20 protein-coding genes and 1 pseudogene are annotated in these 21,124 nt (G+C 60.7%); 12 read left to right on the top strand and 9 right to left on the bottom strand.

The genetic code is table 11. The features are described from left to right. The 4 genes from ACWIEX_RS11665 to ACWIEX_RS11650 all read right to left on the bottom strand — a co-directional run bounded on the left by ACWIEX_RS11665 (window position 1) and on the right by ACWIEX_RS11650 (window position 8,354). The gene (locus tag ACWIEX_RS11665) at window positions 1-540 is read right to left on the bottom strand and encodes a hypothetical protein (RefSeq protein WP_142111728.1); all 540 of its coding nucleotides are present in this window, start codon (window positions 538-540) and stop codon (window positions 1-3) included. A 79-nt stretch (window positions 541-619) separates the two neighbouring features. Next, complete coding sequence (locus ACWIEX_RS11660; RefSeq protein WP_454033163.1) at window positions 620-3,304, bottom strand: response regulator; 2,685 nt, start codon at window positions 3,302-3,304, stop codon at window positions 620-622. A gap of 308 nt (window positions 3,305-3,612) precedes the next feature. Further along, window positions 3,613-7,077, bottom strand: coding sequence for an AAA family ATPase (locus tag ACWIEX_RS11655; protein WP_454033162.1), 3,465 nt, complete (start codon window positions 7,075-7,077; stop codon window positions 3,613-3,615). Then, entirely contained in the window at window positions 7,077-8,354 is a 1,278-nt protein-coding gene (locus ACWIEX_RS11650) for a metallophosphoesterase family protein (protein WP_113584190.1), read from the bottom strand. The genes ACWIEX_RS11655 and ACWIEX_RS11650 overlap by 1 nt, the downstream gene beginning before the upstream one ends. 367 nt (window positions 8,355-8,721) lie before the next feature. Between ACWIEX_RS11650 and ACWIEX_RS11645 the strand changes: the two genes are divergently transcribed. Both ACWIEX_RS11645 and ACWIEX_RS11640 read left to right on the top strand, forming a co-directional pair. Further along, a complete protein-coding gene (locus ACWIEX_RS11645) occupies window positions 8,722-9,132 on the top strand; it encodes a Ros/MucR family transcriptional regulator (RefSeq protein WP_091862437.1) in 411 nt (136 codons plus the stop codon). An 86-nt stretch (window positions 9,133-9,218) separates the two neighbouring features. Beyond that, the gene (locus ACWIEX_RS11640; RefSeq protein ID WP_454033161.1) at window positions 9,219-9,563 is read left to right on the top strand and encodes a DUF2958 domain-containing protein; all 345 of its coding nucleotides are present in this window, start codon (window positions 9,219-9,221) and stop codon (window positions 9,561-9,563) included. Between the two features lie 70 nt (window positions 9,564-9,633). Here ACWIEX_RS11640 and ACWIEX_RS11635 read toward each other — a convergent pair whose 3' ends face one another. Continuing rightward, complete coding sequence (locus tag ACWIEX_RS11635) at window positions 9,634-9,870, bottom strand: hypothetical protein (RefSeq protein ID WP_139163632.1); 237 nt, start codon at window positions 9,868-9,870, stop codon at window positions 9,634-9,636. Here ACWIEX_RS11635 and ACWIEX_RS11630 point away from each other — a divergent pair. After that, complete coding sequence (locus ACWIEX_RS11630) at window positions 9,869-10,702, top strand: transglutaminase-like domain-containing protein (RefSeq protein WP_091862431.1); 834 nt, start codon at window positions 9,869-9,871, stop codon at window positions 10,700-10,702. The two genes, ACWIEX_RS11635 and ACWIEX_RS11630, sit on opposite strands and share 2 nt — an antisense overlap. A 173-nt stretch (window positions 10,703-10,875) precedes the next feature. On the opposite strand, the gene ACWIEX_RS11625 is transcribed toward ACWIEX_RS11630, so the two are convergent. Further along, a complete protein-coding gene (locus tag ACWIEX_RS11625) occupies window positions 10,876-11,814 on the bottom strand; it encodes a L,D-transpeptidase (RefSeq protein ID WP_454033160.1) in 939 nt (312 codons plus the stop codon). Between the two features lie 346 nt (window positions 11,815-12,160). Between ACWIEX_RS11625 and ACWIEX_RS11620 the strand changes: the two are divergent. After that, window positions 12,161-13,030, top strand: a pseudogene (locus ACWIEX_RS11620) (cysteine desulfurase family protein). A 3-nt stretch (window positions 13,031-13,033) separates the two neighbouring features. On the opposite strand, the gene ACWIEX_RS11615 reads toward ACWIEX_RS11620, so the two are convergent. The 3 genes from ACWIEX_RS11615 to ACWIEX_RS11605 form a co-directional block, all read right to left on the bottom strand. Then, on the bottom strand, window positions 13,034-13,159 hold the full coding sequence (locus ACWIEX_RS11615; RefSeq protein ID WP_280140842.1) for a hypothetical protein: 126 nt from the start codon (window positions 13,157-13,159) through the stop codon (window positions 13,034-13,036). 249 nt (window positions 13,160-13,408) lie between these two features. Beyond that, complete coding sequence (locus ACWIEX_RS11610; RefSeq protein ID WP_454033159.1) at window positions 13,409-14,440, bottom strand: MFS transporter; 1,032 nt, start codon at window positions 14,438-14,440, stop codon at window positions 13,409-13,411. 223 nt (window positions 14,441-14,663) lie between these two features. Beyond that, window positions 14,664-15,080 carry an Lrp/AsnC family transcriptional regulator gene (locus ACWIEX_RS11605; protein WP_091862419.1) on the bottom strand — a complete coding sequence of 139 codons (417 nt, stop codon included), beginning with the start codon at window positions 15,078-15,080 and terminating at the stop codon, window positions 14,664-14,666. A gap of 131 nt (window positions 15,081-15,211) precedes the next feature. On the opposite strand from ACWIEX_RS11605, the gene ACWIEX_RS11600 reads away from it, so the two are divergent. The 8 genes from ACWIEX_RS11600 (at window position 15,212) to ACWIEX_RS11565 (ending at window position 20,860) form a co-directional block, all read left to right on the top strand. Then, on the top strand, window positions 15,212-16,864 hold the full coding sequence (locus ACWIEX_RS11600) for a M20/M25/M40 family metallo-hydrolase (RefSeq protein WP_454033158.1): 1,653 nt from the start codon (window positions 15,212-15,214) through the stop codon (window positions 16,862-16,864). Window positions 16,865-17,248: 384 nt separating this feature from the next. Then, window positions 17,249-17,434, top strand: coding sequence for a hypothetical protein (locus tag ACWIEX_RS11595; RefSeq protein WP_091862412.1), 186 nt, complete (start codon window positions 17,249-17,251; stop codon window positions 17,432-17,434). Window positions 17,435-17,737: 303 nt separating this feature from the next. After that, window positions 17,738-17,983, top strand: a complete 246-nt coding sequence (locus ACWIEX_RS11590; RefSeq protein ID WP_091862408.1) for a hypothetical protein — start codon at window positions 17,738-17,740, stop codon at window positions 17,981-17,983. A 9-nt stretch (window positions 17,984-17,992) separates the two neighbouring features. Then, window positions 17,993-18,289 carry a SemiSWEET family sugar transporter gene (locus ACWIEX_RS11585; protein ID WP_091862405.1) on the top strand — a complete coding sequence of 99 codons (297 nt, stop codon included), beginning with the start codon at window positions 17,993-17,995 and terminating at the stop codon, window positions 18,287-18,289. Between the two features lie 330 nt (window positions 18,290-18,619). Beyond that, complete coding sequence (locus ACWIEX_RS11580; RefSeq protein ID WP_091862402.1) at window positions 18,620-18,877, top strand: hypothetical protein; 258 nt, start codon at window positions 18,620-18,622, stop codon at window positions 18,875-18,877. Next, complete coding sequence (locus tag ACWIEX_RS11575) at window positions 18,831-19,361, top strand: metallophosphoesterase (protein ID WP_425284634.1); 531 nt, start codon at window positions 18,831-18,833, stop codon at window positions 19,359-19,361. Before ACWIEX_RS11580 ends, ACWIEX_RS11575 begins: the two co-directional genes overlap by 47 nt. Beyond that, on the top strand, window positions 19,354-19,737 hold the full coding sequence (locus tag ACWIEX_RS11570) for a metallophosphoesterase family protein (protein WP_091862396.1): 384 nt from the start codon (window positions 19,354-19,356) through the stop codon (window positions 19,735-19,737). The genes ACWIEX_RS11575 and ACWIEX_RS11570 overlap by 8 nt, the downstream gene beginning before the upstream one ends. 139 nt (window positions 19,738-19,876) lie before the next feature. Next, on the top strand, window positions 19,877-20,860 hold the full coding sequence (locus tag ACWIEX_RS11565; RefSeq protein WP_454033498.1) for a 3'-5' exonuclease: 984 nt from the start codon (window positions 19,877-19,879) through the stop codon (window positions 20,858-20,860). Window positions 20,861-21,124 lie beyond the last annotated feature (264 nt).

Here is a 21,124-nt window from a genome sequence, read left to right as displayed (position 1 = left end):
TCAGGCGCTACTCGCCTGATAACGACCTACCGCCGCGCTTCTGCGAGGAGCGCGGCGTTCTCGATTGAGATCGCAGCGTGGCCGCGATCGCCTTGACGATCTCCTCTGCCTCTTCATCGAATTGCCCAGGCTCGTTGTGGGCAACAAAATGCCGCCGTGCACGATGCCGGCTCGCGAGATGACCGCGACCGCCAGATAACAGACAGCCGACAGATGGCTTTTTGGCATCCCGAAATGAGGCCCGTTCAGGTCGTAGAGCGGGTCCTTTCGAATGTCGTCAGAATGTAAAGCGCGCAAGCCGTTAAAGATCGACGCGAAAATCTCGGTCTTGCGAGGCATTTCGACATCGGCAAAGGCTGATCTCGGAACGCCCGCTAATTTGTAAGGGCGATACGCCTCCCCGTTCTCGTCGATCTGATTATAGAAAAACGCGCCGAACGTTCCGCCCGACCCTCCCGCGCCGGCCTCCGTCACGATTGCAACCAGCTCAGCCAGCTCGAATTGCGGCATGCCGCTATCGCAAACGATCGGCAGCGACAACCAGCCATGTCATTTGGTGGTTTTGTCCGCGCCAAGTGGTCGGGATCCACCCTGGGCAAAACTGGACTCGGTCTTGCCGCTAGGTTTGCAATCGCTCAGCTGCAAGCGCCGCAGCAAGATCAGCCGCGCCATAGGGCTTTGAAACCAATCGGGTCCGGTTGTCCATTTGGAACCCGTCGAGCTGGCTGCGACCCGTCGCGAATACAACGATCAGATCGGCATTGCGCTCTCTCAAGCGGGTCGCGAGGTCGACGCCGCTTATGTCCGGAAGCCCGATATCAGTCATCAGGCGGTCGATCGTATGCGTTTCGGCTAGGGCGATCGCTTCGCGACCCGATCCAGCCTCTAGCACCTTGTGACCGAGCGACTCGATCATTTCGGCCGCATCCAGACGGATGATGGCATCGTCCTCGACCAGCAGCACCGTCAAAGAAGCGGCGTCATCAGATGTGGTAGAACTGTTCGGTGGGGAAGGGGCCTTTTCCGCCGCAAGCACATACCGGAGTTTCCGAGCCATGGCTTCACGCGTGTATGGTTTCGATAGAAGGTGAACACCCTCGTCCAACCTTCCTCCGTGTACGATGGAATTTTCGGTGTAGCCGGAGGTGAAAAGGACAGCGAGGCGCGGAAGAATTGCTTTCGCGCTGCGGGCAAGTTCGGCGCTTTTCAGCGGACCAGGCATGATAACGTCTGTGAAAAGGAGATCGATCTCGGTGCCGCTTTCGATGATCGACATCGCACTCTGCGCATTCGGCGCTTGTAGAACGCGATAGCCGAGCTCTGAAAGCATATTCACGACCGTGTCGCGCACAGCATCGTCGTCTTCGACGACGAGAACCTGCTCTGTCCCGCCGATGACAGGCAGTTGATCACTGTGGTCGATGACATCCTCCGTGTCATGCGATCGCGGGAGGTAGAGCTTGATGGTCGTACCGTGGCCGAGCTCGCTGTAGATTTTCACGTGGCCGCCGGACTGCCTCACGAAGCCATAGACCATTGACAGACCCAGGCCCGTGCCTTTTCCAACGGGCTTCGTCGAAAAGAACGGCTCGAACACCTTGGCTAGCACCTCGGGCGGCATTCCGCTGCCCGTATCGGTTACGCTGATGACGACATATTGCCCACGCGCTGCTTCAGCGTTCCACCGAACGTAATCGTCGTCGAGGTAGCTGTTGCCCGCCTCGATCGTTAGGCGCCCAGCACCATCCATCGCGTCGCGTGCGTTGATCGCCAGATTCAGGATCGCATTTTCGACATTCGTCGGGTCGACGAACGTGTGCCAAAGCCCACCGGCGACGACAGTCTCAATCTCTATTTCTTCACCGAGTGTCCGCCGCAGAAGATCGTCCATTCCGCGGATAAACCGTCCAACGTTGATCACCCTCGGCTCAAGTGCCTGGCGCCTACCGAATGCAAGCAACTGCGCTGCCAACTGCGCCCCTCGAGACACACCGGCCACGGCGTTGGCGATGCGGGTATGGGCCTTCTCACTCAGTCCCGGTTCCTTTTTTAGCAGCTCGAGATTGCCTCCGACGACCTGCAGCAGATTATTGAAGTCATGGGCGACTCCGCCGGTGAGGTTACCGACAGCTTCCATCTTTTGAGCCTGCGCAAGCATCGCTTCGATACGCTGGCGTTCGGCGGCCTCCGCCCTCACCAGTTCGCTGGCCTGCGCTAGTTCGGCGGTTCGATCGGCGACCTTGGCCTCAAGCTCGGCGCTGCTCGCATTGAGTTTCTGAGACGCCTCGGACATCGCGTCTCGAAGCGCGATGAATTCGGTTAGCTTGGTCGGCACCTGGATCGGTCCGGAGAATTTGCCCAGCCGCGCGCTAACCAAGGTCAAACTACGCAGGGGTTTTCCGATGAGGCGCCAAAGAAGCGTTGCTGCTATCAGCATGACGAACAGGCTCGTGACCCCGCCAGCGGTCAAGGCAATGACCGCGCTTCGAAGCGGCTGCTCAACCACACTTCGGCGGATGTTCGCGGCGACTAGCCAATCTGACAATTCAGAACGCGCATATCCGACCAGAATCTCCTCGCCTAATGCGCTCTTGCCGACAAAGGTGCCTTGCTTCCCGACAGCTTGAGCCAGAAATGCCGGCACCCCGGGTTGCCCAGTGAACCTGTCGTGGTCTTCCGAGCGCGTGACATAGACGCCGTCTCTGTCGCCGATCGCCACAAACCAGCCAAGCGGGATCATAGGCTTGATGACATCTGCAAATAGCGCCGTTTCAGCGCCGACATGCAGGAGGTAACGAGGCGCTCCATCGACGAAGATCGGCACGATCACGGCAACCAGTGGCCGCTGTGCGATCGCCCCGGTGAAAACGTTAGTGACGTGAGGTCTCGCGGACGCGATGACCTGCTGGTCGACGGGGAAGGGAGTGAAGGGCAACTCTTTACCCCAGGACTGCCTGGTGTTGACGAGTTGCTGACCGCTGAGGTCCCGCAATCCGATGTCAGCTCCGATGAAAGCCTTCACCTCGAGAGCCTGGCGATAAAAACCTTCCAGATCGCCGTCCCTTAGGGCTCTTGAGGTTCCCAGCGTTTGAAGCGTGATTTGCCAACTGCGAATGTGCCGATCGACGACGGCTGCGCCCGTTGTCGCCGCCTCGATTGCCTCCTGTTGATAGCGGCCACGCTGAACTTCAGCGTACCTATTCATGAGAATGGCCGCGAAGATAATGCCCGGGATGACGATGACGGCGAATACCGCGACTATGATCAGCCTGGCTGGAATTCCGGAGCTGAAAGTCCGCGACATGAAGCTCTGTCCTCGCGCCATCCAGCGCGCATGGCATAGTTCTCCAAATATGCCAATCTGTCGCTCAAGGTGCGAGGCTCTCGAACACGGCTTTAAGATCCATTAGGCTCTTTTCGTGCTCATCTTTTCCGGGGAAAGTCGGCGAAGTCGGATATGGCTTCCGTTGGCCCTCATTGATCTCCGAGGAAAGTTTACGCTCGACAGCGCGATAGCACGGTCCTAGCGCAAGCAATGATTTGCCAGGTTCGGGTGGGCGATCTCGGGTTTGCCTCACCGGCGCCGATTGCTCTGAAGTTCGGCCCCCAACCCTATTGGAATACGAGTTGGTGCACCGTGACGTCTGAGCAGGCTCGGAGTGCGATATCGATAAGGTGGTGGTGGTGCGTCGCGACAATGACTTGACCGCTGGTTGCCATTCCACCGAATAGGCGGCAGGCCTCCTCGGAGCGGAAATCATCGAAGGTTTCGAGAATGTCGTCCGCGATGAACGGCAATGACGGACGCGTCTTGGCGAACTCATGATAGCCGGCAATACGGAGCGCCAAATAGAGCTGAGCCCGCGCGCCAGTCGACATCTCTGTCGCGAGCTTTGACCCGCCGCCGGCCATGACGCCAAGAAGAATCTCCTTGTCGCCATTCGGTTGTGTGGCCAGCCCGGAGTAGGCGCTCATCGTGATCGTCCGATAGGCATCGGAAGCGTGCTGCAGCATCGACGTGCGATGGGTATCCCGATAGATCTGCAGAGCTTGGTGAGCGGCCGCTATGCCCAATTTCAGGCGCGCATATTGGACGGCCTTTTCTTCGAGCTCGACCAGGACGGTGCGCCGCTCTTCGTCGAGACGAGCTACAGCGTCGTCGCCTCCGATCGCAGCGAGTGCACGATCGGCCTGCAGATGCCGGGCATGGAGTTCGTGAGCTTCACGGTCTTGCCCCTCGAGCCGACTTGCGAGACTAGCCGCCTCCGCCTCCAGACCAGTTTGCTCGAACTCCGCGAGGATGGCTTCGGCGGCCTCTAAGGTTTCCGTTCGGCATGCTGCTGTGATCCGGCTGCTCAGAACCTTCAGCTGGCGCTCAAGCTCGGATCGCCGGTTGGCCTCGTCGATTTTTGCGCTGACCTCCATAAGCGACGCGACGCCGAAAAACGAGGTATGCGTTTCGACATCCGCTCGGTGAAGGGTGAGCTCTTCCAGCGCGTCGCGATTAACGATCACCGCTCGCTCGAGTTCGGCCGTCTTGCTGCTCCGTTCGCGCTCGTGGGACCGAGCCGTCTCCAGCCGCCGATGCAAGTCCGCAGCGAGTTTGACAGGGTCATCTTCGTCGGCCGGTATCTGGAGGGAGCTGGCAACGCTGCTTACAGCCTGGATGAACTGGTCCTGATCCCGCTTCATCGCCGCAATGCGATGGCTGAGGCTTTCGCGTTCGCTTTCCAGCGGCGGGATTTCGGCAAGGACGTTGAGGACCTGACTGACTTCGTCAGGGCCGAGAGGCGAGGGCACTTCGCTCAGCCAACAGGACTTGACCGTGACGTCCCATTCCTGTTGCCAATCATCCTGAGCCGCTTGAGCCTCAGCAACGTCCCTCTGCCTGGTGGCGAGCTCAGTAACGCTTTGTTCGAGCGATTTTGCAGCGTGGGAAAGCTCGGACCGCAGTGTCGTCCGGCGATCGATCGCTGTTTGAAGGCCGACCAGGAGGTTCGCGAACTCGTTCTCGGATGGGAGCACGCCAATCGATTTCAGAGCTGCCGCCAGTCGTTCAACATGCGCGGCGCCATCCTCTTGGGCTGTGCGGAGATCGGCTGAAGCTACCTCGATCTGTGCGCTGATCTCCAGTGCCGAGGCGCGGCGCATCAGCAGTCGTTCGAGATCAGCAACGTGCGCGTCGCTTGGCAAGCCGATCACGATGAAGGTCGCCGCCAGTTCGGCGTCCAGACCTGCCTTCAACGCCAGCGTGTCGGTATGAAGCTGCTCTGCCCGCCGCAGCTTTGCGGCTGTCGTTGCCTCCGCCTGGACGGCCTGCCTCAGATCGGCCGCAAGGCTGGTTTGGCTGAGCCTGGTTTCCGTGATCCCGTCATCATTTCTCAACGCGGCTTCGAACACAGCTGCAGTCGCTTCGCTCAAGACCTCGCGATGTGTTCGCCAAGCGTCATCGCGATCCACACGAGAGGTGCGGGCAGTCGCATCATCGACGAGCCCGGTCGCCGCCTTGATCGAGGTGATGGTGGCGGCGAGCTCGACCATGCGGTCGGTCAGGCTTTCGATATCGGAAGCGTGTTTTACACTGGCTTGGCGGATCACTTCGCCTCGGCGGCGCCAGTCTTCGATCTGGTGTGTCGTCGGGGCTTTCATAGCTGCGAGCTGATCGAGGTCACCGTTCCAGGAACCAAGCTGATTTAGCTGCTCCTTGAGTTTGTCCTGGAGGCCGATGACAACGCGGAAGGCAGCCTTCTCGCGAGCAGCATGATCGCTTGCCCGGGCTTGGTCGAGCGCCAGCCGAACCCGCGCCGCGAGCACTTCATCCTGGTCGGTGGCGTCGAGCGAGGCGAGCACCTGCTTTGCCGCAGAAAGTGCATCGCTTGCTCGGATACATTCGCGAGAGGCTGCCTGAAGCCTCTCGCGGAGGCCAGAACGCCGATCGATCAGCCCGCGCAGCTTCCCAACTAGCGTGGCGGGTAACACCAGTTTCGCGGGTAATTCTCCTGCACGATCAAGACGTTCGGAGATTTTCTTCAGATTTCCTTCGATGACGGCAAGCTCGGATTCTCGCTTTGAGATATCAAGAGCTGCGACATACCGCGCCTCGCTGTTCCGCAGGGCATCGATTGCCGGCCCGGCGTCAATGAGCACTTGCTCGATCTGGATACCGTCGCGCTCGCGGCGGATTCTATCGACATTGGCCGACGCGATCTCACAAGCTGCCTTGATGCGGCCCTCAGCGCCGATGAGCTCCGGCAGTCTTTCGGCCCAGGCGGCTGGTGGTTGCGGTACCTCTGCTAGGGCTGACAGGTCCAAACGGAGACCCTTCAGGGCCACGAGATCCGGCAGAACGCCGAGATATCGGTTGATCTCGTCGAAGCGAAGCTTGGATTTGCTGCGTTCGGACAGCGCTGCCTCATACTTCGCGGAGGCGTCATCGCGATCCAGCATCAGCTGTGCATGGGTGGTTGCGAGGACGTTGATAGCCTCCTTTCGGGCTTTCAGCTCGTCGAGCCTCGCCTTGAAGGCTGAGAGCTCGGTCGATCTGCCACGCGGCTTATGGAAGGCGTCCACTATCTCTTGCAGCTTGCTCAGCCGCTGGCCGAAGGCTGCGAGGCCCGCGCTGGCAGAAAAAAGCAGCTGTCCGAGCTCGCCCTGGCTGGCGAGAATGCTCTCGCCACCCATTCGAAGCGTCTCCTCATCAAGGCAGAACATCATCCGGTAGGCTTCGCGGTCGATGCCTGAAAGGCCAGCCGTCAGGATGCCCTCATCGATGGCTTGCCCGCTCGCATCGCGCAGCCTCGCCCCCCGTTTGACCCGCACCACCTCCCGCTCGCCGCTCGGAAGCTCAAGCGCGGCGCCGATCTGCATACCGTCATAGCCGTGTAGAAAGCCGTATGGGGAGCGCTGACCCATGCCAAAGAGCAGATCAACGATGGCGGCCGTAAGGGTCGATTTTCCGGCCTCGTTGGCACCGACGATCAGATGGAAATCGGGCTTCCCGGCTTCGGGGGCTCCAAAGTCGATCGAATGATTGGTGAAGCGGCCGTAGCGGGTGAGATCAAGGCGCCTGATCCGCATCAGATCCGCGGCTCCTGGTCTGCTTCATGCAGATGGGCAATGACGTCGAGCGCGCCGTCCTGGGATAATTCAGCGACGGCCTTCTCGAAGCTTGCCGGGTCGCTTCCAAACATTTTGTGGAGCTCTCGGGGTAGCGCGCCCTGCAGCTCAGAAATCAGCTCGCTGGCTTCGAGCCGGTACGAGTCAGATTGCAGGACATCCTCGGAAATCAGTTGCGACAGCTCGGCGACTGCGCCGGCGCTGTCGATCGCGGCATCGCGCGGAGGCGAGCAGGCAGAGGAGACCTTCTCGATCCAGGTGTTCCCGATGATCGCCGCCTGCTGTTCGGCTTCGGTGCGCAAGAAATCTCCCTCCCGACGCAGCCGCCAACTAAGGGACGTGGCGCCGATGAGCGAGATTCGGGCAATGAGGTGCTCAGACGCGGTTCTGTCCCGCTCCGCGGCCAGTCTGCGCCCGATGGCCCGCATAGCTTCTGACCAGTCCTCGATCCCGGACAGATCTACCGAAACACGCTCGAACTGAGCGGTACTCGTGCGGTGCTCTGCTATGGCGATCGCACCATCGTCGCCAATCGTAATGAGAGTGACGGATTTGGCGCCGCTCTCATTGATGTCCCGGCCCTGCGGGATGCCGGGCATGACGATCGCTGGCCTATCGAGGTGAACCTGGCGCTTATGGATATGCCCGAGCGCCCAATAATCGAATCCTGCACCGGCTAGGTCCGCTACGCTGCACGGGGCATAACGGTCATGACCCTCGGCGCCAGCAAGGCTCGTGTGCAGCAGCGCGATATTAGTCGCGCCTTCGACCGGCGGCTTGAACTTCGGCAGCAGGCTTTCCGGGGCGTGCGGCTTCGGGAAGCTGATCCCGTGGACAACGACGTCTCGGCGACCGTTGAGGCCGGGCAGGGGAATAGCGGCAGCGGAACCTTTAAAAAACGTGACGCTTTCGGGAAAGACGAGTTCCTTGGTGATCCGAGACTCGGCGTCGTGATTGCCGCGAATCCCGAACGTCCGAATTCCAGCTTCATCAAGCCTGCGGAGTTGCGTGGCGATGAAGCCGGCTGTCTTCATCGAGGTCTGATCGCCGTCGTAGAGATCGCCCGCGATTAGCAGCGCATCGACCTTTTCGTCGAGGCATAGATCAATCGTCGCGACGAAAGCCGTTCGTGTCGCACTCGACACCAACTCTGCGAGTTCCGGGTTGCGCAACGCCAGCGACTTCAGCGGGGCGTCGATGTGCAAATCGGCGCAGTGGACGAACCGAAAACTGGAAATGACGCTTAGGCCCCTGTCCGCGCGAAACTACCTAACTCTCAACATATTCGGCGCCTTGGGCGATGCGGAAGGAGCGCCTTCTGGCTTGTCCGCAACAAAATGGTTCGAAGGACCGATATGTGGGCTCGGCCATCTATAACCCATACGGCGCACCGGATTGGCAGGATAGGAGGCTCAGAGCGATTGCGCCGTGTCGAGGCCGCGATGGTCACAATTAGAGGCTTCGGCTTATCTTCCTGAAGATTCACATTTCCAATAAGCAGCCATCGCCGCACCGACCTAAGTTTGACTTCATCAGTCTGGCTCAATAATGACCGCGCCCTGAAGCGAGTTAATTGCTGCGCAAAGTCGCAGCCGGGAGAATGCGATGTCCGAAGCCAATGCCGAAATCATCGATCTCGTCGCCCATATCGTTTCGGCTTATGTATCCAACAATAGCGTGCCGGCCGCGGACCTTCCCGCGCTGATCGCCACAACGCATTCGGCGATAGCGGGCTTGGGCAATGAGCCGGTCGGCCCTGCGCCTGCTGAAAAGCAAGCTCCGGCGGTGTCGATTAAGAAGTCGATCACAGCGGACTTCCTGATCTGCCTTGAGGACGGAAAGAAGTTCAAATCGCTCAAGCGCCACCTTCGGACGGCCTATGACATGACACCGGAGGAATATCGCTCGAAGTGGGGCTTGCCGAACGATTACCCGATGGTCGCCCCGGCCTATGCAGAAGCACGTTCACAGCTCGCGAAGTCGATGGGCCTCGGTCAGCAGCGCCGGAAGCACTGAGACTCGCGTCTACTACGTTGAACAAGTGTCCCAGTCGCGGATTCAGCGATCGGAATTGTCTTCCCTTGCCCCTTGGAATTCGTTTGATGTTGGCTATTCCCGAAAATCTAAGACACGAGCTTCTCGAGAACGGCCGCTTGGCGAAGATCGATCAGCATATCGACCCGCTCCCAGTGCTGAAGTTTTTCTGCCCATGGGATCGGCGCACCTGGCTCGTCTCTGAGATGAGCCCCGATGACAACGACATCCTGTTCGGGCTTGCAGACCTCGACGACGGAGAGCCGGAGGTGGGCATGATCGTTCTCAGCGAGCTCGCTGCTGAGGTAGGGATCGGGGGCCTCAGGATTGAAGTCGACCGCTTCTTTCGTCCCAATCGGACGCTCAATGAATATGCCAGCGACGCGGCAATTGCTGGAAGGTTCGTCGCCTAGATGGAGCAATTGCGAGGTGTGACGGCTACTGCCGCTGCGAGGTGCAGCGGTCTGACACCTCAATCCTGCATTACGGCGGCGGGCACCCGTCACTGTCGGGAAGATTGAGATGGGGTTGTAGCGCCGAGCGCGACGCAAGAAAGGATTCTATTTCAGTGATCCTTTCGCCGCAGTCCGCGGTGGCATCGGTGGAAGCCGCGTCGCTGCGATCCTGCTCCCAGCTGCGCAAAATCTCATCAAGACGATCGGGAACAGACGCCTGAATTCGCCGGTTGCGCTCGAGCGTCACTTGCGAAAGAGCCCTCATGGAAATCCGCCTCGGCTACCGGATCGAGATCACCACCGTTCAGCCAACCCCGGTATTACTCCTACTCGATCCCCATCCCAGCCGAGCCGGAGACATTATTGAGGGGCCAAATCCCAGCATCACCTCTCTGAGCGATGGCTGCCCGCTTGCAGCGTCCGAATACACCGATGGCTTCGGCAATCTGTGCCGCCGGGTGGTCGTGCCGGCGGGCGGGGCTGCCTTCAGCAATGACATGCTCGTCCGAGACAGCGGTCAGCCGGACCAATGGGACAAGAGCGCCCCGGAAATCTGGCCAGCCGACCTCCCGCCGGACGTGATCGAATACACACTCTCCAGCCGCTACTGCGAGGTCGACGAACTCTCTGCGACCGCATGGAGCCTGTTCGGCACTTATGCTCCAGGCTGGAATCGCGTTCAGCAAATCTGCAACTACGTCAACGCCCAGATCCGGTTCGACTACCAGTTCGCCCGTGCCACCCGTACCGCCGCGCAAGCCATGAACGAAGGCGTCGGCGTATGCCGCGACTTCACGCATCTCGCGATCGCGCTGTGCCGCGCGATGAACATCCCGGCGCGGTACTGCAACGGTTTCCTGGGCGATATCGGCGTGCCGCCGGATCCCGCGCCGATGGATTACAACGCCTGGTTCGAAGCCTATCTCGGCGGCCAATGGTACATATTCGATGCCCGGCACAACGTGCCTCGCATCGGTCGCGTTCTCGTGGCGCGTGGGCGAGATGCGGCTGACATTCCGATGATCCACAGTTTCGGGCCGCACATCCTGCAAAAGTTCGAAGTGATCACTGAAGAGGTCGCAGCCTCGGAGTCCTGAAGACTGTCATTGGCGGGGCGGAAGGATCAAATAGATCGCCCGCCGGCTCGGAAGCGACAGGCCTTTGACGGGTGTCGATATCACGAAATTCTGCGAGCACCCTTCGTCATTTTCGGAAGACGAGGGCGGCTCCTGTCCGGGGGCCAATTCAAACCAGCGGCCGCAACGGTCGCCTATTGCAGGAAGCGGACGGTCGTGCCGGGCCTGACGATCCGCGCCAATTCCTCAGCGTCCCAATTGGTGAGCCGGACACAGCCATGCGACGACGCCTTGCTGATCCGCGAGGGCTCCGGCGTACCATGGATGCCGAAGGTCGGCTTCGATAGTTCAATCCAGATAGTCCCCACCGGGTTGTTGGCGCCCCTGGGGAGCACCATCCGGCGCTTGTTCTTGCCCTGCTGAAAATTCTTCACTGGATCATAGTGATAGGTCGGATTCTTGACTACGCGGATCACCTGATATTCGCCGTCCGGCGACGGAGTGTCCTCGCTGCCGATGGTGGCTGGATAGAGCGCGATCACCTTTCCGGTCGCATCCAGCGCGCGAACGATTCCGTTCGTCTTGTCGGCCTCGACCGTTCGGGCTTCGTCTGAAGGAAGGGTTCGTCCGACCGAGACGACGTGCAGCGTTTCCTCCCGCTTCCGATAGTGCATTCGCGGGTTGAGTACCCTGAGAAGGCCCTCGCTCATGTGAAAGCGTTCAGCGAACATCTCCTGCGCGTTCCTGTAGCCGAGCCGTTTCATTCGGGCCTGACGGGCGTAATCGCGAGGAATGCGCCTGACGAACCGGGTCTTGATATCCTCATTCGTCATCTCGTAGTCCGAGACGATGTCCGCGCTGCCATCCCCTTTGAGCGCCTGCCAGGTCGGTGCGTCGATGATCTCGCCAATTCCGAGATTTTCACGACGGCGGAACTGGTCGATGGCTTTCCGATAGTTGTCGCCGTCCAGCCCGTCGATCTCCCCGGGAGAGACCCCTTGACGCGCCAGTAGGACCTGAGCCTTGACGATCGACGCGCTGGGGCGCGTCACCTTGCTTTTCGTGGCCGGAGGGCGGCCAGAACGGTTGACCTCGTCGGCAGTCAGGGCATTTGCGACTGCCGGTGCCAGCAAGGCGCATCCACACACTAGGGCTACCTGGAAGGTCTTAAGCAGCTCGAAAGTGGCTCGCGGCACCGACATCACCATTGCTCGCTTCATGCAGCGGCAACGCGATGTTTCATCGCGGAGTTCCGCGACACGCGATGGGATTGGTGGCGATGACTGGCGATCATCCCCCCGCTCGCGAGAAGCTGTTAGGTTGGCGAAGCACGCTCCCAAGGATCCGAAGCCTATGTCCGCTCCTGATCGCCCGATCTATCTCGATTACAATGGCACCACACCGGTGGATCCCGAGGTGCTCGATGCGATGCTCCCCTTCCTGCGCGAGCAGTTCGGCAATGCCTAATCGACCACGCCGCTGGGGCGTGCGGCTCGCTCTGCGATCGAGAAAGCCCGAGCCGAAGTCGCGAAGCTGATCGGTGCGAAGCCGGAGGAGATCATCTTCAACGGTGGCGGGACCGAAGCGAGCAACCACGCGATCCGCGGCTTCGCTGCGGTGGCTCCGGTCAGCCGCAGGCGGATCGTCACCAGCAAGGTTGAGCACCCAGCGACCGAGATGTCGTGTCGCCGGCTCGAACGGGAAGGCTTCGCCGTCAGTCGCATCGGCGTTGACGACGACGGCGTCGTCGACCTGGCCGCGGCCCGCGCAGCCATCGATGACGAAACCGCGCTGGTCACGATTATTCATGCTTAGAACGAGATCGGGACGCTCGAACCGGTAGCGGAACTCGCCGAGGCGGCGCGCTCGGTTGGGGCTCCGATCCATGTCGATACCTCGCAATCGCTCGGCAAGGTTCCGGTCGACGTGGCCGCCTGGGGCATCGATGCGCTGACGCTCGCCGGACACAAGCTCTACGCGCCGAAGGGCATCGGAGTCCTCTACCTCCGACGGGGACACGCCATCCCGAGCGTGCTCGACGGAGCAGGGCAGGAGGGTGGCCGTCGGCCCGGGACGGAGAACGTTCCCTATATCGTCGGGCTTGGACGAGCCTGCCGCATCGCCCGGGAGCAGTTGACGGAGGATTCGACGCGGATCGCCGCGTTGAAGGAACGGCTATGGCAAGCGCTTGTTGGGGGCGTGCCGCGTCTGAGGCGATTGGGTGGGGAGCTTACCTTGCCGAATACCCTGAACGTGCTCTTCCCAGGAGCGGTCGGCAACAACCTCCTCGAAGCGACGCCGGCGATCGCAGCCTCGACCGGTTCCGCCTGCCATGCCGGAAGCTCGTAACCCTCAGCGATCATCCTCGCGCTCGGCATCTCCCTGGGCGAGGCGCTCGGTGCCGTCAGGCTTTCGCTTGGCCGTTCTACCGATGCCGTGCAGGTAGATGCCGCCGCAGCCGCGCTGATCGAAGGCCATCGAAATTCGCCCGCCCAGTAAGGGGTGCCGTCCGGATTGATCGGTGAGTCGGATTTATTTGTATTGAAATGGTCCGCAATGCGGTGGTCGGCGCGAATAGCGGTTGCAGGCTTAAGGCGACGAAATGGCTTCGCGCCGGCGATCATAGCGATGGAGTTCTTGAGCGATCACTATCGCTGTGGTCACGATCATGAAACCGACCGAGGCCCACAGGACGCTGGTTGCCAGACCGTTATCCAGCAGAAGGCCTTAGAGGATGGGCCCGATCACGCCGCCGATATTGAGACCCGTCGACACGAATCCGAAGGTCTTGCCCTCCTGACCGGCGGGCGACGCGGCACGGACCAGCATGTCCCGGGAAGGTGCGACGACCCCCGTCAGGAAGCCTGTGGCACCGAGCGTCAGGATCAAAATTGGTGGCGGCAGGCGAACCAGGATCACCATCGTGACCAATAGCGCAGCCAGCGCGAAGGCAATCGCCGCCACGAAGCCGTGGCGTGAGGTGCGGTCGGCCAGAACGCCTCCGGCGAGCACGCCGAAAGCGCTGGCGAACAGGAACGAGGTCAGGGCGATGTTGGCAACCGAGAGAGGTACCTGGAAGCCTTGAACCAGGGCTGTCACCGAGAAACGCTCGATCGCTCCGGTGCTGAGGCTCAGCACCATAAACAGGAGTGTGAGCACCAGAATGGTCGCGCGGGCGGCTCGAACAGGTTGCCGTGTATCGGTCGAATGCTCGCCAGCATGGGCCGCCTGCCCAGCCGCGGGCATCCCTCTGCTTCCGAGCGAAACGAAGGTCAATGTGATGACGCCTACAACAGCGGCGGTCGCGAAGGCCCATCGCAGATCGAATGCTAGGGCCATGCCGAGGATGATCGGCGGTGTGATCGCTCCGCCGAGGAAGCCGGCGAAGGTGTGGATGGAGAAGGCCCGTCCCATTCTCCGGGCATCCATGTTCTGCGACAGGAGCGCATAGTCAGCGGGGTGATAGACGCCATTGGCAACCCCCGCGATCGCCATCCCCATAAGAAGCCCGGTGTAGGTCGGGATGGCAGCCACCAGCGCGAATCCGGAGCTTCCTAATGCCAGGCCGAACATCAGCACCCGCCGCGCTCCGAAGCGATCGACGGCGAAGCCCAGTGGGGCCTGACACAAGGCCGAGACGACGTTGAAGACGCCGAGCGCGATCCCGAGATCGACGAAGCTGACCTTCATCGCGTTGGGGAGCACGGGAAGCAGGGCAGGGACCGTCATGAAGTGGAAGTGGCTGATCAGATGTGCCACGGAGATCTGCGCCAATAGGCGGGTCTGAGGGCCCATCGCGATCAAAACTTCCTCGTCAGAAGGGGGCAGGTTGCCGCAGCGGCTGCCAGCGGAGCGGCACACGCTATCGCCGTTCGCAGGCGTGCGTAATGGGCGCGACGCCGCGGCATGTTCTCGAACTTCTGAAGCGATACCAATGAAGGGCGCTCGCGTTCGCTGCTCGCGAGGCCCGCTGACAGGGTTCTTACGCCGGACCCAGAAGAATGTGCGTTTCTGACTTCGAGATGCCGTCCATGATTCGGATGCCGCTCACCAGCCGATTGAACTCGGCCATGTCCAAGACCTCGATTTCGGCGATGAGGTCCCAGAGCCCATTAGTGGTGTGAAGTCCGGCAAATCCCGGATTCCGCCTGAGCGCGACTACCGTGCTTTTCACATGCCGCCCTTCCAGCTCGATCATCATGATGCCGCGGATCCGATCAGTGGCAGCATGATCCTTTAGCCGAACCGTGAACCCGGCAATCGTTCCGTTGGCGATCAACCGATCCATCCGGGTCTGGACCGTGCCCCGTGCGACACCAAGGAGCTTGGCTAATGTCGGAACCGTGGCGCGGGCATTCACGCGCAGCTCCGCAATCAAGCGGTGATCGAGATCGTCCATTGGATTGCTCATTCTGGCAGAAGTGCTGACGATAAAGACAACATCACGCCCAAAGCGTGTGGATGTGACGTTTCTGCTCACCTGTCGGTCGCATATGTTGGGCGTGCCCGCAATGCATCCGGAGCGTTCCGATGGAACAACGACGAAAGCTGGAGTTCGGTCCTCGCGTTCGTGAGCTAGCCTGCCGCCTGGTAGGCTGGGGAAGCGAAACCGGCACGCCTGGTGAAGCAGAGTTCGGAGCGAAGCTCGCGGGACTTCTGCGCGAAATGCCGTACTTCCGCACCCACCCGGATCAGGTTCGCCTCGTAGATAGTCTTGGCGATCCAATGACCCAGAGCGTGATAGCTCTCGTGCGTGGGCAGGGAGCCCGGGCGCTGGCATTGGCCGGGCATTATGATGTCGTGTCGATCGATAACTATCGGGAGCTCGCTCCCCTTGCGTTCAAACCCGACGAGCTGCTGGCGGCCCTGATCGCCGATCTCGAGAGCAGGCCTTTGAACACCACGGAGCAACGCGCCCTGGAGGACCTTAGGAGCGGCGAATTCCTGCCCGGGCGCGGCTTGCTCGACATGAAGAGCGGGATCGCGGCGGGCATTGCGGTACTGGAAGCCTTCGCGGCCCAGCCGGACCGGCTAGGCAATCTCATTCTCATTGCGACGCCCGACGAGGAGCGTGGCTCGCGAGGGATGCGCAGTCTTCGAGATGCTCTTCCGACGTTCGCGAACGAGTTCGGGCTGGATATCCAGGCGGGGATCAATCTGGATGCAACGAGCGACCAGGGAGACGGCGAGGAAGGCCGCGCGATCTATCGCGGCACGATCGGCAAGGCGCTTCCGTTCGCTCTGGTCATCGGACATTCCTCGCATGCGAGCTATCCGTTCGAAGGCGTCAGTGCCCAGTTGATCGCGTCCGAGATCACCAGGGCGGTTGAGGCGAATCCGGAGCTTTGCGACACGGCCGGGGGCGAGATTTCACCGCCGCCGATCTGTCTCGAGGCCAAGGATCTACGCGGTGGCTACGAGGTGACCACACCGGAACGAGTCTGGCTCGGCTTCAACTGGCTTTCGCATCATTGGGCGGCGACGGACCTTCTCGGCCTCTTCGAGCAAGTAGTCCGCACCGCGGCCGCCGAGGCCATCGAGACCTTCAATCGGCGAGCACGCACCTATTGTACGATGCTGGGAACGAAGCAGACGGCCGCGGCGCCGGACGTTGCGGTCATCTCGGCTGCGGAACTGCGGGATCGCGTCCAATACGTCGGCGGGACGGAAGCCATCACGCGGTTGAATGAGGTCGGGAGGAAATGGCGCAACGCCGATGATCCCCTGGCTCAAACCCGTGCAGTCGTCAGTGCCATGGTGACAGAAGCCGGCTTGATTGGCCCCGCCGTCGTCTATGGCCTGAGTAGCCTCGTGTATCCTTCGACCCACATTTCCAGGTTGAGCGGGCATCCTGAGTTTGCTGCTGCGATCGAAGCGGCGCGACTGACACAGGAGGAGAGCGGTCACCCAGCGATCAAGTACCGAGAATTCTTCACCGGCATCTCCGACATGAGCTTCTTCGGACATCGCCCGCTCGATACCGACCGCGCGCTGATCGCGGGCAATACGCCAGCCAGGGAACTCATCGATGATGTGCGGACCGATGCACTTTCGTTTCCGGTGGTGAATATCGGACCTTGGGGGCGCGAATTCCATCAAAGGCTCGAGCGGGTGCATGCACCTTACGCCTTCGAGGATCTGCCGAGGTTTCTTCGCCAGATTGTCAGCCGCTTCTTGGGCTAATGGTTGGACACACGCTGCAAAAGTTCGAAGTGATCACCGAAGGAGTCACAGCCTCGGGTCTTGAAGGCGTGGCTTTGCGAGCCGGATCAAATAATAAGCCCGCCACTTGGAAAGTGGCGGGCCTCTGACTTCTGTCAGGACTAGGCGGCTCCGGCCATCGCCGGGAAACTGGCTATGCCCTCCTGTCGGTTGCGGCCGGTACATCCGCGGCGACGCATCCAACCGGAGAGCAGGCAGGCATCCGAGGATGCCGCGCTGACAACGAGATAAGCGCCACTTCGGTTCCCGCAAGATTTTAGCAGCCAGTGAGCGCCGCCGCCGGGAACGAGCTCGCGTCCGCGGACGTTCAACCTCAGCCTCGCGGGAAGGCCGATGGAGGAATGCATGGCGAACGAACGAAGCCCGGCGGTCGAAAGCCTCCGGCAGGAACAGAAGACCCAACGCAAGGAGGAGCGCGAGCTGACCCCCGATCAGAAGCTCGAAAGGGCGCTCAAGGATACCTTTTCCGCGAGCGATCCGGTGGCCGAGCAAGTGCCTATCACACCCGGTGGAGCCGAGGAGCAGAAATGATCAGGGCTGCATTTTCCAGCTTGGCGGGCGCCTGGATTGCCCGGAATGTCGAGCAGGGTGAAATCCCGGAACGGTTTGCAGTTCCTCTGACCTTGCTGGCCACCCGGCTCCCGACGCCAGTCATTATTGCGGGAGCGATCGGCTACGGGCTTTATCGCCTGAACCAGGACGCGCGGGCCATGGCGGCAAAGGACGTTACCCCCAAACGCCGCGCAAAGCCGACAGCCGCACGCGCAAGACCCGCCTCTCGGCGCGCGCGACCGAACACAAAGCGACAGAACTCCGCAGGCCGAAAGGCGTCAGATGCTTAAGCTCTTCCTTGAAATGTCGATGCTGGCATTCGAGTCGCAACAGGCCATTTGGCTCAGAAGCATGAAGGTCGCCGCTGGCGGCTCAGCCGGCGAGCGCGAAGCCAAGTTGATGGTGAAGGAAAAGATCACGGCTGCTCAGACAGCTGCTATAATGGCGGCGACGGGGACCGGGCCTGTCGGCATCGCCCGCGGCTATCGACGCAAGGTGCGGGCGAACGTCCGTCGTTTGTCGAAATAGGTTTCTGCGATGAACTGGGTCGCTGTCGCCGGCACTCTGGCCGCACTGTGCTCCACAATCTGCTTCGTGCCTCAGGCGTGGCGGATCGTCAGGACGCGCGATACGAAAGCGATCTCTCCGCTGACCTACAGTCTCACCGTCACCGGCTTTGCGCTTTGGACCGCCTACGGCCTCGGCTTGGGCCAATGGCCGTTGATCGTCACCAACAGCATTTGTTTCGTCCTCTCCGCCTTCATCCTGATCATGACGCTCCTGCCGCGCCCGAAGAAGGAGGCAGTGGCCGAAACGATCGATCCTGCTGCTTGAGCAGCGCTGGAATTCGCTGGGTCGTGCCGTGGGCAGTGCCTATGATTGTTCGATCATGCCGTTTTCGTCTCTGAGTGATCCGGTCGATGTCGCCCGTGCCCAGGGTGCTCTCGATACAGTCTGGAACGAAATCCGACCTAGCGTTCCTGACGCGGATCAGGAGCTCGAACGGGAGCGCCTTGCCGATATTGTGGCTTGTCTAGCTCGTATCGCGTTGGATGAGGCAGATCTCGTTCGTCGCGCTTTGGAACGATACCGGCGAAAAGCCGATTAGCCGTGCCGAATTGAGGAAGCGATCCTTGGTTTGGACCCTGCTGAAGGACGTCCTCCATGACTGATCATATCAAGAATCCGGAGGTCGATAAGCTGACCGGGGAACCCGTCAGTTTTTCCGGGACCTCGAAAGGCGAGGCAAACAAATCTGCGAGCGAGCACGAAACTGCCCAGAGCAGTCTGTCGATGCGCGATCGAATGTCTAAATCCCTCGCGATGGTGCAGGCGGCAGGGCCGTTTGCGCTCGGCGATCACAAGCGCGAAACCGATGAGATGTGGGGCGAACACGGATGCAGTTCGTCGACGCGACCGTGAGCGATCCCATCGTCTGCTTCAACGTGCGTCACGAGACGGCCGGCGGGCTCGCCGCCTTGGATTGCGAAATGGGTGGGTATGCATGCTTCTCACCTACGCGATAGGCGATGTCCACGGTCGCTCTGACCTCCTTCAAACAGCCATCACATTCTGTGAGAAGGATGCGGCTCGCATGGGCGGCACGCCGCGGATCATCTTCCTCGACGATCTTGTCGACCGTGGTCGAGATGCGAAGGGAGGTCTTGAGATTGTCGGTCGTGCCCTGACCGACCATCCTGCTTCGGTTTTCCTGCGTGGAAATCACGACGACTGGTTTCTCCGATTCCTGGAGAATGACCGGCGCCAGCTCCGCACGTGGTTTCATGACGGCGGCAGGGAAACCATAGATTCCTACTGCGACCTCAACATCGACTGCACGTCGGTTCATCCTGAGCCGGCATCCCGGCCATTTCGACCTTCTTCGCGGCTCCACATTCATGATTGAGGAGGGCCCGTTTCTTTTCGCGCATGCGGGCATTAGACCGGGCGTCGCCCTCAAGGCGCAGTCGCCTGAGGACCTGATGTGGATCCGGGAGCCGTTTCTCAATCATTGCGGCAAGCTGCCTCGGGTCGTCGTTCACGGCCACTCGGTCATGGATCCTCCTCGACCCGTGATCACAGAGAATCGGATATCTATGGACACGGGCGCCTGCTGGACGGGACGATTGTCGGTCCTTGTAATCGATCAGGCGAGACAAGAGCTGTCGTTCTTCCAGACCGATGGGGAAGGCCGATCGATCGTCAAGGTCGATCCTGTGGAACGCAACCGCGGGGATGGGACGTTGCTGGATGATCTGTCCTGGCTTGCGCCCCAGCAGTAACTCGAAGCATCTGGAGGTATCCCGTCGCTCAATGCGACGGGCGCGAGGAGCACGGTCGTTCGCTGGGATCGAGACGACGTCCCGGGAATGGAGGTTGGTCCGTAATGACGATGGCAGCAAGGGCTCAGCCTTGAAGAGCATTTCCAGCCAGTTTGACTTGTTCGACGATGCGCCTGGCTATCGGCAAACGCCGAGAGCTACGCCGCGCAAGCGGAAGTCGGAAAGTCCGTCCACTCCGCCCGGCTGGGATGACGAGGAGGCCGCACAACGGCTGGAGCAGGGCGGGCGCTATAGAATCCTGCGCAAGCTCGTGCCGCGTTCGATCATCCCGCGAGCGGAGAGCGCATTTCCGAACCTTGCAGTTTTGGTGGACACGGAGACGACAGGGCTCAATCACGCCAAGGACGAGATCATCGAAATTGGAGCTGTCGCCTTCACCTACGACGACGAGGGAGCGGTCGGCGACGTCGTGGGAATCTATAGCGGCCTGCGTCAGCCCTCGGATCCGATCCCAGCGGAGATTATCCGGCTGACGGGCATCACCGACGAGATGGTCGCCGGTCTTGAGATCGATGTTGCAGCGCTGGATGCTCTTATCGAGCCTGCAGATCTCGTTATCGCCCATAACGCCGCTTTCGACCGGCCATTCTGCGAAAAGCTCTCGCCGACTTTTGCCTCGAAGGCCTGGGCATGTTCCGTCAAAGAAATTCCGTGGGCGGATTTAGGCTTCGAAGGCAACAAGCTCGGATACCTCGTTGGCCAATCTGGCCTGTTCCACGAAGGCCACCGCGCGACGGATGATTGCAATGCGCTTTTAGAGGTACTGGCGAGGCCGGCCGGGGAGGGTGGCGCGCCACCATTCTCGCAGCTCTTGCGTTCAAGCGAGCGGAGCCGCGTCCGCATCTATGCGGAGAACGCGGCGTTCGACATGAAGGATCACCTCAAGGGCAGGGGCTATCGCTGGTCGGATGGAAGCGATGGCAGGCCGAGAGCCTGGTGGATCGAGATCGATGACGAGCTCGAAGAGGAAGAGCTCCGCTATCTCCGCACCGAGATTTACGGCTGGGAGGACGCGGAGCCACTGATCCAGCGGCTTACGGCATTCGATCGATATCGCACCTAGCCGGCGCCCATTCGTGCAGGGTGCCCGGGTGTGAATTTTGCCTGGTATCTTGACTCCTCGCAGGTGATTGTTCTCATAATGTTCTCATTCTTGAGGACGCATCCATGCCCCCGGTCGTGCTGAAACAGGCGCCTGCTCCAAAGCCTATGGAGCAACAAATCGACTCTGTTCTGGCGGAGTTCGAGGGCGATGCCCGGGCTGCCATCAGGGCCTTACTTCACAACCGTGATGAGCTCTTGCGAGATGCCGATCGGGCAGCCTCAC

The sequence above is a fragment of the Allobosea sp. NPDC055353 genome (genome assembly GCF_053644975.1).
This window is presented reverse-complemented; position numbering and strand designations above follow the sequence as displayed.